This is a genomic window from Flavobacterium sp. ALJ2, assembly GCF_015594725.1.
GTDB lineage: Bacteria > Bacteroidota > Bacteroidia > Flavobacteriales > Flavobacteriaceae > Flavobacterium.
The window spans coordinates 1-12,313 of record NZ_JADNRC010000017.1 but is presented as its reverse complement, the minus strand read 5'-3'; the positions used below and the strand labels follow the sequence as shown (position 1 = coordinate 12,313).

10 protein-coding genes are annotated in these 12,313 nt (G+C 31.5%); 4 read left to right on the top strand and 6 right to left on the bottom strand.

Features of this window, described 5'->3' with window-relative positions; all coding sequences use genetic code 11:
• Positions 1-134: 134 nt before the first annotated feature.
• The 4 genes from IUY40_RS16775 to lon all read right to left on the bottom strand — a co-directional run bounded on the left by IUY40_RS16775 (position 135) and on the right by lon (position 6,385).
• Positions 135-1,511 carry a nucleoside permease gene (locus IUY40_RS16775; protein WP_195738016.1) on the bottom strand — a complete coding sequence of 459 codons (1,377 nt, stop codon included), beginning with the start codon at positions 1,509-1,511 and terminating at the stop codon, positions 135-137.
• A 67-nt stretch (positions 1,512-1,578) separates the two neighbouring features.
• Entirely contained in the window at positions 1,579-2,271 is a 693-nt protein-coding gene (cmk, locus tag IUY40_RS16770; protein ID WP_195738015.1) for a (d)CMP kinase, read from the bottom strand.
• Between the two features lie 449 nt (positions 2,272-2,720).
• On the bottom strand, positions 2,721-3,743 hold the full coding sequence (gene porQ / locus IUY40_RS16765) for a type IX secretion system protein PorQ (RefSeq protein WP_195738014.1): 1,023 nt from the start codon (positions 3,741-3,743) through the stop codon (positions 2,721-2,723).
• 188 nt (positions 3,744-3,931) lie between these two features.
• Positions 3,932-6,385, bottom strand: coding sequence for an endopeptidase La (gene lon / locus IUY40_RS16760; RefSeq protein ID WP_195738013.1), 2,454 nt, complete (start codon positions 6,383-6,385; stop codon positions 3,932-3,934).
• A gap of 307 nt (positions 6,386-6,692) precedes the next feature.
• On the opposite strand from lon, the gene IUY40_RS16755 reads away from it, so the two are divergent.
• The 4 genes from IUY40_RS16755 (at position 6,693) to IUY40_RS16740 (ending at position 9,717) form a co-directional block, all read left to right on the top strand.
• Entirely contained in the window at positions 6,693-7,274 is a 582-nt protein-coding gene (locus IUY40_RS16755; RefSeq protein ID WP_195738012.1) for an RNA polymerase sigma factor, read from the top strand.
• Between the two features lie 111 nt (positions 7,275-7,385).
• Entirely contained in the window at positions 7,386-7,922 is a 537-nt protein-coding gene (locus tag IUY40_RS16750; RefSeq protein ID WP_195738011.1) for an anti-sigma factor, read from the top strand.
• Positions 7,906-8,967: a hypothetical protein gene (locus tag IUY40_RS16745; RefSeq protein WP_195738010.1), complete on the top strand. Its 1,062-nt coding sequence runs from the start codon at positions 7,906-7,908 to the stop codon at positions 8,965-8,967. Before IUY40_RS16750 ends, IUY40_RS16745 begins: the two co-directional genes overlap by 17 nt.
• A gap of 18 nt (positions 8,968-8,985) precedes the next feature.
• On the top strand, positions 8,986-9,717 hold the full coding sequence (locus IUY40_RS16740; RefSeq protein ID WP_195738009.1) for a head GIN domain-containing protein: 732 nt from the start codon (positions 8,986-8,988) through the stop codon (positions 9,715-9,717).
• A gap of 82 nt (positions 9,718-9,799) precedes the next feature.
• On the opposite strand, the gene IUY40_RS16735 is transcribed toward IUY40_RS16740, so the two are convergent.
• Positions 9,800-11,128: an MFS transporter gene (locus tag IUY40_RS16735; RefSeq protein ID WP_195738008.1), complete on the bottom strand. Its 1,329-nt coding sequence runs from the start codon at positions 11,126-11,128 to the stop codon at positions 9,800-9,802.
• 192 nt (positions 11,129-11,320) lie between these two features.
• On the bottom strand, positions 11,321-12,130 hold the full coding sequence (locus IUY40_RS16730) for a M48 family metallopeptidase (RefSeq protein WP_195738007.1): 810 nt from the start codon (positions 12,128-12,130) through the stop codon (positions 11,321-11,323).
• Positions 12,131-12,313: the final 183 nt, after the last annotated feature.

Sequence of the window (12,313 nt, the reverse complement as noted above, 5' to 3'; positions counted from 1 at the left end):
TTAAAATACAATACAAACCTAAAAGGTTTTAAAAACCTGTTAGGTTTCCGTCCAATTCAATCATTAGATCTCACAAAAATAAAAGCCTATTTTCTACGAGTAGAAATAGGCTTTAAAATATAATTAACGAGTTCTTAATGACTCATATTCTCAAATTCTTTTGGATTGTGCTTATGTTTGAATAAAACCGCAAAAGCAATAGCAATTACTAAAGCATAAACTGCAAATGACAACCAGATATTATGCCAGTCTTTCATTAATATTTCGCTGCCAAAAACACCATCAGTAGAAACTGTATTTCCGTGACTTTTTACAAAATCTAACATCTTAGGATTTGTAGCATCAGTTTGAAGAAATCCAGCCAATTCAGACGAGTTTTTAAATGATTTTGTAAAATATCTATCTATAGCCCATCCCGAAGTCAAACTACCAAGAATAGCTCCAACACCATTGGTCATCATCATGAATAATCCTTGCGCCGAAGAACGTATCTTAGAATCTGTATTGCTTTCCACAAATAATGAACCTGAAATATTAAAGAAATCAAATGCCATTCCGTAAACTACACATGACATAATAATCATCCATAAACCGTTTACTGGATCTCCAAAAGCAAATAATCCAAAACGCAATACCCAAGCAAGCATACTTATAAGCATTACTTGTTTGATTCCGAAACGCTTTAAGAAAAACGGAATTGCCAAGATAAACAAGGTTTCTGAAACTTGAGAAATCGACATGATAATAGTTGAATACTGAATTACAAATGAGTCTGCATATTTTGGAAAATGCTTGAATTCATCTAAAAAAACATCTCCATAAGCATTTGTAAGCTGCAAAGCACCTCCTAAAAACATAGAAAACACAAAGAACAATGCCATTTTATAATTACCAAATAACTTGAAAGCTTCCAAACCTAATGTTTCTGTTAATGAAGCATTTTCTTTGGTTAAACGCTGTGGCTTACATTTTGGCAATGTAAATGAATATACTCCTAATACTAAAGCTGCAAATCCAGCGATATAAAATTGATATTCTGTTGATTTATTTCCACTAAGATTGGTAATCCACATTGCAACAATAAAACCTATTGTTCCCCATACACGAATGGGCGGGAAATCTTTTACAATATTTTTATTATTTAATTTAAGCGAAGTATATGAGATGGAGTTACTCAATGCAATTGTTGGCATATAGCAACACATTGCAGCAAGCATAACATATATAAAAAGATCTGGAGTTGTCACTTGAGCTATTCCAAACAAAACTAAAGCATACGCTATATGCAAACCACCATATAATTTTTCGGCATTTACCCATCTGTCAGCAATAATTCCTGTAAGGGTTGGCATAAATAAAGAAGCAATTCCCATGGTTCCGAAAACTAAACCAAATTGAGTTCCTTCCCAATTTTTAGTTCCAAACCAATAATTTCCGATTGTAATAAGCCATGCTCCCCAAACAAAAAACTGAAGAAAACTCATTATAATCAATCTGTTTTTAATTCCCATAAGATGAATTGTCTTTAAAATAAAATTAGGAGGTAAATCTACTATTTAAAATGAAATCTGCAAAGAATTAAGCTGTTTTTACAACATCATTCACCAATTCCATAACGGCTGCAAATTGTTCTTCTTTGTTAAGGTATGAATTGTCAATTTCTACAGCATCGTCTGCAATCACCAATGGCGAGTCTTCACGGTGCGTATCGATATAATCACGTTCTTCAACATTTTTTAATACTTCTTCATAAGATACATCATCTCCTTTTTGTTGCAGCTCATCAAAACGCCTTTGTGCACGGGTACTAGCGCTTGCAGTCATAAATACTTTAAGCTCGGCATCAGGAAAAACTACTGTTCCTATATCTCTCCCATCCATAACAATACCTTTATTTTCTCCCATTTCCTGTTGTTGTTCTACCAATTTAGAACGCACCTGAGAAACTTCGGCAACTTTACTTACAAAACTAGAAACTTCAATTGTTCTAATTTCTTTTTCTACATTTTCTCCATTCAAATACATCTCTCCAAAACCCAATTCGGCATTAAACTGAAAAAACAATTGTATTAAAGGCAAACTAGCAACTAATTTTTCTTTATCAAAAGAATCTGCACTTATATATCCATTTCTCATTGCATATAGCGCTACAGCTCGATACATAGCCCCTGTGTCAACATACACATATTCTAATTCTTTTGCCAATTGTTTTGCCAAAGTGCTTTTCCCGGTAGATGAAAACCCATCAATTGCTATCGTTATTTTTTTCAAAATAGTATTTTATTAATTTTAAATTATTTTATGTTCCTAGTAGTAAATATCCATAATGATATTTGATTTAGATGTATCAATTACTTTCCCAATCCTTTTAAAAAATTATTCATTAACCATTGGGCATCAATGGCTATTTTAAATATAATAATCCTGCTCTTCCATATAGAACAGTGAATAATAATGTAAAACTATAGCTCTTTTTAATGCATTATTATTAATTTGATCTAAACCTAACAATCTTTATGCTTCCCGAAAAAACCTTATAAGCCTTTCTATTGCGTACTTTCTAATGAAGTAGCCTTTTAATTGGATAAATCACTAAATTTACCCCCTCCTAACATCTATTTTTGAGCCTGACCATTCGCTACAAGCCCTTCGCCTAAAATCTTATTATTTATTAAGCCATAAACAAAAAAGCAATTTTACCTGACTTTATTTTCATAAACTTAATCTTGAAAATTAATCGTCAGACCAAACAGATTTGTATTTGCTCCCAAACTATATCTGGAGTAAGAATAATTAAACTTTAGCTTATTTAACTTTAATCCAAAACCTAGTGCCATTCCAGAAAAATTACGTTGCTCTAAAATTCGCAATTCTTCCCCTCTTCTAAAATTATAACCTACACGAAAATTAAATGCTCTTTTAGGAAAAAGTTCCACTCCAAAAATTACGTGTCGCAATGCATTATTAAAAAAGGACACTTTTTCTTCGTTAGTTGTACCGTCTATATTTGTCGTACCTCGCACTGGATTCGAGAAAGCAAGATTCCATTGTTGCAAATTCTCTAATGTAAGATGCCATCTAATTGGTACATTTTCTAATTCCTGCGAAACTCCTGCCATTACCTCCAAAGGTAATTTTTCATGAATCCCTGAATAGGTACTAAATTGAGTTCCAATATTTCGAATAACCAAAGCCCAGTTTATATCATTTTTCTCATCAATGTAGAGCATTCCTAAATCTACTGCTCCTCCGAAAGAGTGATAACGCTCTAAAGTCGAAGAAATTAATTTAGCATTTGCTCCAATATGTATATCTGTGTATGGAATATTATAAGCATAACCGAAAGAGAGTGCTGCTTCACTACCTGTAAAGTCTGAAGTTGCTTGACCATTTTCGTCATATCCATCAAAATTTCCATAATTTACATAAGTAACCCCCGCCTGAAAAGTTTGCAAATGCTGATCATAAGTATAAGCATAAGAACCGCTTCCATAGGTTACTTCTCCATAATAACTCCCGTAATTTAAAGCAAGATGATTACTCATATCTTGATTTAAAGTTGCTGGATTAAACAAAACCTGATTCACATCATCATCATAAATGGTGATTGTTTTACCTCCTAATGCTGCTTGCCTTGGCGAAGGCATTAAATTTAAAAACTGATAGATATACTTACCTCCTATTTGCCCGTAGGAAACAGCACAAAAAGTAAATAAATAAAAGAATCCCAGTTTTTTTAGCATACTTATATATTGCTTTTCCTCTTACTAAAACGTAGCTGCGAAGATAAAATTATAATATTACAAATAACAAATTGTCGTTTTCAAATTAAAATAAAAAAATCCAAATCCTAAAACCTGATTCAATCAGTTTACGGACTTGGATTTTCAAAATTATTATCTGTTACTATCACGAACTAAAATAGAATTCATTATTTCAATTCTTTAGCATTTTTAACTTTCTGATCTGTTAAAGCTAATGCTAAAACTTCTCCCATCTCTTTTACGTAATGAAAAGTCAAACCATCTAAATATTCTGGTTTTATTTCGTCAATATCACTTTTATTTTCATGACATAAAATAATCTCTTTAATATTAGCTCTTTTGGCTGCTAATATTTTCTCTTTGATTCCTCCTACTGGCAATACTTTTCCACGCAAAGTAATTTCACCAGTCATTGCAATATTTTTCTTCACTTTGGTTTGAGTCAATAAAGACACTAATGAAGTTAACATAGCAATACCTGCACTCGGACCATCTTTAGGAGTTGCTCCTTCTGGTACGTGAATATGAATATTATATTTCTGGAATAATTCTGGATTTAATCCTAATTTTTTAGCATTTGCTTTGATATATTCCAATGCAATTGTAGCCGATTCTTTCATTACAGTCCCTAAGTTTCCTGTAATAGTCAAAGCGCCTTTTCCTTCTGATATTAATGATTCTATAAAAAGAATATCTCCACCAACACTTGTCCAAGCAAGTCCTGTAACTACACCTGCAACATCATTTGTTTCGTATTTATCTCGTTCTAACCTTGGCACACCTAATATCTTAACAATATCTTCGTCGGTTACTTTCTTATTGTATTCTTCTTCCATTGCTACCGATTTGGCCGCATTACGAATTACCTGTGCTATTTTATTTTCAAGGTTACGAACACCTGATTCTCTAGTATATCCTTCAACAATTTTTTCTAATTGTTTTTTACCAATAGCCAAATCTTTAGTAGTTAAACCGTGGTCCAAAAGTTGTTTTGGGAACAAATGCTTACGTGCAATTTCTACTTTTTCTTCTATTGTGTATCCTGACATTTTAATCACTTCCATTCTATCTTTTAATGCGGGCTGAATAGCCGACATATTATTAGAAGTAGCTATAAACATTACTTTCGATAAATCATATCCCATTTCCAAGAAGTTATCATAAAAAGCACTGTTTTGTTCTGGATCTAAAACTTCTAATAAAGCAGAGGATGGATCACCACTATTACTATTTGATAGTTTATCGATTTCATCTAAAACAAATACTGGATTAGAAGTCCCTGCTTTTTTCAAGCTTTGGATAATTCTACCTGGCATTGCTCCAATATATGTTTTTCTGTGTCCACGAATCTCGGCTTCATCACGTAATCCACCAAGTGAAATACGCACATACTCTCTTCCCAAAGCTTCTGCAACAGATCTTCCTATTGAAGTTTTTCCTACTCCTGGAGGTCCTGTTAAACATAAAATTGGTGATTTCATATCATTTCGCAATTTTAAAACCGCCAAATGTTCTATCATTCTTTTCTTTACTTCTTCTAAACCAAAATGATCTCTATCTAATACTTTTTGAGCTTGTTTTAAGTCAAAATTATCTTTAGAGAATGTTCCCCAAGGCAATTCTAAAAACAACTCCAAATAGTTTCTTTGAATACCAAAATCTGGTGATTGCGGATTCATTCTTCTCATTTTCGATAATTCCTTCTCGAAATGTTTTTGCGTTTTCTCATCCCAAACTTTTCCTTTGGCTTTCTCGCTCATTTCGTCCATTTCTTCCTCTTGCGAAACTCCTCCCAATTCTTCTTGAATGGTTTTCATTTGTTGGTGTAAGAAGTATTCACGTTGTTGCTGATCTAAATCAAAACGAACTTTCGATTGAATATCGTTTTTTAATTCTAATTTTTGCAACTCAACGTTCATGTAACGCAATGTTTCAAGCGCGCGTTCTTTTAAGCCATTTATCGATAATAAATCTTGTTTCTCTTTTACAGATAAATTCATATTCGATGAAACAAAATTGATTAAAAACGATTGGCTTTCAATGTTTTTAATTGCAAATGTAGCCTCTGAAGGTATGCTTGGACTTTCTTTAATAATTTGAATCGCCAATTCTTTTATCGAATCAACAATAGTATTAAATTCAGTATCATTTTTCTCTGGGCGAGTTTCATCTACTTCTTTTACATTTGCAGTTATATAAGGTTCTTCTGAGGTTACTTCTGTAATTTCAAAACGCTTTTTCCCTTGCAAAATAACTGTAATATTTCCGTCAGGCATTTTTAGCACACGAAGGATTTTCGCAACTGTTCCTACCTTATTAATATCATCTTTAGATGGATCTTCGTCTTCTTCGTTTATCTGAGAAACTACTCCAATGATTTTATCACCGGCATTTGCATCGTTTATAAGCTTTATAGATTTATCTCTACCTGCTGAAATCGGAATAACAACTCCTGGAAATAAAACAGTGTTACGCAAAGGCAAGATTGGTAATGAAAAAGGTAACTCTTCGTTATTCATTTCTTCCTCATCTTCGGGAGTTAATAATGGTATTAATTCGGCTTCAGAATCAAATTCCTGAAGTGACATATTGTCAATAGTAAGTATTTTATGATTTGACATAGTATAATAGTAAGTCGTTTTGTCATTAAAAAATAAATTCACATTGCAAATTATGAGATAAGCCTGTTACGTTCTATGTAAAACCTCTACAAGCCCCCTATTTCTTTGCACAGCAATAAAAATAGACAATCATTATGCCAAAACAGATTTAAATAATAATTTTCATTTTTATGAAATGCAATATAGAAAGTTTCACTTCAAATTATAGGCTCTAAAAACAAATTATAAAAATAAATACAATTAATTTTATAAAAATTGTAACAAACCAAAAAAAGCAAAGTCATTAATAAAAACCATTAGACGCTACTTGAATATAACCAACCAAAATATCGAAGAATTAATAACATTGTGCAAACAAAAGAATCAAAAAGCACAATTTGAAGTATACAACAGATACTGTAAAGCTATGTATAATGTTGCTTATCGTATTGTAAAAGACGAACACTATGCTCAAGATGTTATGCAAGAAGCTTTTCTTAAAGCATTCACCAAAATTGATGACTATAAGCAAGAAGTTGCTTTTGGGGCCTGGCTCAAGAAAATCATAATTAATTACAGTATTGATTTTTACAAAAAAAATAATACGTTTCAAGTAGAAGATCTTAGCAAAACACTATACAAAATAGAAGAAAATGATAGTTTCTTTTTAGAAAATCTAGATTTAGATTCTCTTAAAGTAAAACAAGTGATGGATGCTATTTTGGTTTTAAAAGATAACTATCGAATGGTTTTGACCTTATTTTATATTGAAGGGTACGATCAAGAAGAAATAAGCGAAATACTGGCTATTAGTTATGCCAACTGCCGAACGACATTGAATAGAGCCAAAAACAGTTTGCGAAAAGCTTTAGAAGGAAATGAAATCGCTACTAAAAAAAATATTGTGTAAACAATAGTAAATCATCAAACACAAAATATATATTTTTAAAAGTTGTCGGATTAACACCGATAAATAAAAAGCAGATACACAATGTCTGCTGTAAAGAATAAATTTAGATACATGAAAAAGGAAAACAACAAATTAGACCAATTATTTAAAAAATTTGAAAACCAGTGGGATATTCAGGAGATGAAACCTGAACATGAAGCTGATTTTTTAAATAAATTAAAGAAAACAAAACCCAAAAAAAATCACACCATCACATATGCTATTGCAGCTTCAATAGTACTTATGCTAGGAATTTCTATATTTTATAATTTGAATGAGAAACCTAGAGAATTAAAATTTGCATCGCAGGAAACAAAAAGAACCGACTCCATTTTTGGTGCATTAATTGCCAATGAATTAGAAAAACTTCATGATAGGAAATCTCCCGAAAACGAACAAATAATTAGCGACGCACTTAAACAGATGAAAGCAATGGATAATGATTATGCTAAAATCATTGCTGAATTACAAAAAAATGGCGAAAATAAACAAATCATTTACGCTATGATTAGCAACTTACAGACTCGGATTTCATTCTTGCAAAATGTATTAACTTGTATTGATGAAAATGAAAAATTTAAAAACAGCACACATGAAAAAATACTATAGCTTACTTGTTCTATTATTTATAATTCCTTTTCTCGGATTTGCAAACGACGATAGCTATATATCAAAGCAAAAAAATGTCAAAAAAACTTATATAGTTAACCCCGATGCCGGAATAGATATAGATAACAGGTACGGAAATATCTCGGTAACGACCTGGGATGAGGATCAGATTGACATTGAAGTAATCATAAAAGTTTCTGGCAGTAATGAAAAATGGGTAACTGAAAAATTGAACAACATTAACATCGATATTACAGCATTAAAATCAATGGTTACTGCCATTACAAATATTGGAACTTCTTCATTAAAAAGCATGGGAAGCAACAACAATTTTGAAATTAATTATATTATAAAAATACCTAAAAACGGATCTGTAAAACTAAATAATAAATACGGTAACATTACTATAGGAGATATAGCGTCAACTACTAATATCTTTTGCAAATATGGAAAAATAAACCTTGGGAGACTAAACGGAAATAGTAATACAATCGAAATACAATATTGTCAAAATTCTACTATTAATTATATCAAGAATGGGGATGTCAAAGCTAAATATTCTGGATTAAAAATCAATGATGCTCCAATAATAAACCTTGAAACTAGTTATACCGATGTTGTTATTGGTGGCAGTCAAGTTATTAAATATGATAGTAGATATGGAACATTTAAATTTCAAAAAATGGGTACTGTTACCGGCTCAGGAAACTATTTAACCGTTAATATTGGTGAAATTCTAAATACTTTAAATGTTAATCTTAATTACGGAAGTCTATCTGTAGGCACTATAAATGAAAAAGCCAATGATATAAATGTTATCTCTGGCTATTCGGATGTGTTACTGAAATATGACAACAACTATACTTTCGACTTTGACATTTCAGCAAGATATTCGGGTCTAAAAATAGATTCCTCTGTACAAATCATTAATAGTGAAGAAAAAAGCAACACAAAAAAAGTTGATGGATTTTACAAGAAAAGAGGACAAAACAAAGTAATCCTTAACTCAAATTATGGAAATATCACATTAATAAAAAAACAATAATCTAAAATCAATCAAAAAATGAAAAAATCAGTTCAATTATTAATTTGTAGTATATTCTTTTTATCTACAGTCGCTAATGCACAATGGTCAAAGGAACGTATAAAAGGAAATGGAAAAGTCATAACTGATAGCCGATCAACCGCCTCTTATGATGATATTAAAGTAATGGGATCCTTTGATGTCGATTTAGTTGCAGGAAAAGAAGGTGCTATTACAGTAAAAGCTGAAGAGAACTTACAACCTTATATTAAAGTTGAAGTTGAGGGTAATGTGCTTAAAATTTACACCGAAAAAAATAAAAATATCAGTTCTAGTATTGGTAAAAATATTCAGGTTACTATTCCGTTCGAAAAGATATCTAGTGTTACGCTTTCTGGCTCAGGAGATGTAAAATCTAAGAATGTAATTAAGTCCGATACTTTTACGGCAGCGCTATCAGGTTCTGGAAATTTAAACCTAGATATCAATACAAAAACGTTTGACCTTAAGGTAAGCGGCTCTGGAGATGTTGTTCTAAAAGGAAACACTGAAACTTTCACAACCAAATTGTCTGGTTCTGGCGATATTGATTCAGATGCATTAAAGGCTAAAAGTGTAGATATAACCATTTCTGGTTCTGGTGACAGCAAAGTTTTTTGTAGCGAAAATCTAAAAGCTAGAGTATCTGGTTCTGGAGATATAAAATATAAAGGAGATCCAAAAACAAAAGATACTAAAGTAAGTGGCTCAGGAAACATTACAAAAGCTTAGACATACAATTAGCATCAAAGTACTAAATAAAGAAATCCCTTTGCTACATTTTAGTTGTAACAAAGGGATCTATTTTTATATTCTAAATTAAAACTTCTTTTTTGGGTATTCTTCTCAGTAAAAAGATAGCCACTACAAAAAATACTCCTAAAATTACTATAGCTGAACGCGGGCTTCCTGTTATTTGATCGATAATTCCGTAAACACACATTCCGATTACAATTCCAATTTTTTCAGCAACATCATAAAAACTAAAAAATGAGGCAGTATCTTCTGTTTCTGGTAATAACTTTGAATAAGTAGAACGTGACAAAGCTTGAATTCCACCCATTACAAGTCCAGCCACAGTTGCCATTACGTAAAAATGTATAGGTAAAGTAACAAAATAAGCCCCAACACTACAAAGTACTGCCCAAACCATATTAATGACAATTAAAGTTGGAATATTTCCCCATTTAGCTGAGGCTCTCGAAGTTAAAACTGCTCCTAAAACAGCTACTAATTGTATTAATAAAATACAAATAATTAAACCAATTGTACCTTCTTCTTTAGATCCCCATTTAACTTCCTGCGCTCCAAAATAGGTAGCTACCAGCATTACGGTTTGTACAGCCATACTCGAAACAAAAAAACCTCCTAAATAACGTTTCAACGGAATATTTTGTTTTAATAAAGCCCAAACCTTCTTTAGCTCTTTAAAACCATTAAATATGATGTGCTTAGATAGCTTCTGACTCGCTTTTTTGCTTCCTTTTGGTAAATAATAGTATGTATATTGACTAAATAATATCCACCAAACTCCAACCATTAAGAACGAATATCGCATTGCTTTCATTGCTGCTTCACCATCAGTTCCTGTGATTCCAAAAAGTTTTGGCTTCATTATCATTGCCAAATTGATTATTAATAAAATCACACTTCCTATATATCCTAAAGAATATCCTTTGGCACTAATTTTATCTTGTTGCTCTACAAAAGCAATATCTGGTAAATAGGAATTATAAAAAACCAAACTTCCCCAATATCCTAATAATCCTAAAAAATAAAATGCCAATCCAACATATATATTTTCCAGATTAAACCAATATAACCCCATACAAGATAAGGCTCCTAAATAGCAAAAGAATTTCATGAAAGATTTCTTATCTCCAACATAATCAGCAATACCCGATAATAATGGTGAAATAAAAGAAACAACTAAAAAAGCCATCGCTGTTACAAAACTAATTAGTGCCGAATTTTTAAGATTCATTCCGAAAACATGAATATAATGATTACCCTCAGAAAATAAAGCTTCATAAAATATTGGAAATACTGCTGATGCAATAGTTAATGTGTAAACTGAATTTGCCCAGTCATAAAATGCCCATGCATTTAGCAATTTCTTATCTCCTTTTGGTAAGTTTTTCATAGAAATAGTTTTGTTAATAGGCTACGAATTTATCTAAATTTTATTATAATCGAATCGTTTTTTAATAAATCATATATTAATAAATCATCAATCAACTTAATTAACTGGCCAATAACTACATAAGAATAAAGCTACCTTAAAAAGATAGCTTTATTGAATAATAATGATTTTAGAAATCTATATATACTTTACTTATTTGATTATGCCTACTTTAAGTGCAGTTGCTTTTGCTTCTGGAATTAATACACTTAAATTAGCAATTCTGGTTGCATCTGATGGGTGTGTGCTAAGAAATTCTGGTGTTTGACCTGATGATTGAGCCGACATTCTTTTCCAAAAAGCAATAGATTCATCTGGATTATATCCTGCAATTGCCATAAGCGTTAGTCCTATTTTATCAGCCTCACTTTCGTTACCTCGGCTAAACGGAAGCATCACTCCTACTTGTGATCCAATTCCGTAATATTTTTGCCACATTTCTTGTTTATCTGCACTTTGACTACCTGTAACCGCAGCTACTCCTGCTGCTCCTAGTTGTTGTAATTGAGCAGCACTCATACGTTGCGCACCATGATTAGCTAATGCGTGTGAAACCTCATGTCCTAAAACGGTTGCTAAACCTGCATCATCTTTGGTTACTGGCAAAATTCCTGAATAAACAACAATTTTACCTCCTGGCATACACCAAGCATTCACTTCTTTATTATCAACAAGTTTATATTCCCAACGATAATCTTTAAGATATTGTGATTGTCCTAAATAGGTCAAATATTTTTCAGCTGCAGTTTTTATTTTCATTCCAACATTTTCAACTCTTTTCGCATCGGCAGTACCCGTAATAACTTTATTTTCTTTGATAAAAGTACTGTACTGTTGAAACGAAGACGGAAACAGCTCACTATTAGAAACAAAATTAAGACTCTTTTTTCCCGTAACAGGATTTACTGCACATGAATATATCGTTGCTATAGTGAAAATTCCTAATAATAATTTATTTCTCATAACTTTTAGATTTAATAACACACAAAAATACAATTATTCTAAATTCATTTTTTATAAAATTCGTTTAAAAAATATCATATTAAATTATTTTCTATACTAAGTATCTTAGTAGATTCTAACATATCAATACATTTTAACCTATACTCGATTAATAAAAAACAACTTTTTTGTTCGTTTTAATTC

Bases quoted from the DNA above. Each gene is read 5' to 3' on its own strand.
- IUY40_RS16775 (WP_195738016.1), bottom strand. From the start codon at position 1,511: ATGGGAATTAAAAACAGATTGATTATAATGAGTTTTCTTCAGTTTTTT.
- porQ (WP_195738014.1), bottom strand. From the start codon at position 3,743: ATGCTAAAAAAACTGGGATTCTTTTATTTATTTACTTTTTGTGCTGTT.
- lon (WP_195738013.1), bottom strand. From the start codon at position 6,385: ATGTCAAATCATAAAATACTTACTATTGACAATATGTCACTTCAGGAA.
- IUY40_RS16750 (WP_195738011.1), top strand. From the start codon at position 7,386: ATGAAAAAGGAAAACAACAAATTAGACCAATTATTTAAAAAATTTGAA.
- IUY40_RS16745 (WP_195738010.1), top strand. From the start codon at position 7,906: ATGAAAAAATACTATAGCTTACTTGTTCTATTATTTATAATTCCTTTT.
- IUY40_RS16740 (WP_195738009.1), top strand. From the start codon at position 8,986: ATGAAAAAATCAGTTCAATTATTAATTTGTAGTATATTCTTTTTATCT.
- IUY40_RS16735 (WP_195738008.1), bottom strand. From the start codon at position 11,128: ATGAAAAACTTACCAAAAGGAGATAAGAAATTGCTAAATGCATGGGCA.
- IUY40_RS16730 (WP_195738007.1), bottom strand. From the start codon at position 12,130: ATGAGAAATAAATTATTATTAGGAATTTTCACTATAGCAACGATATAT.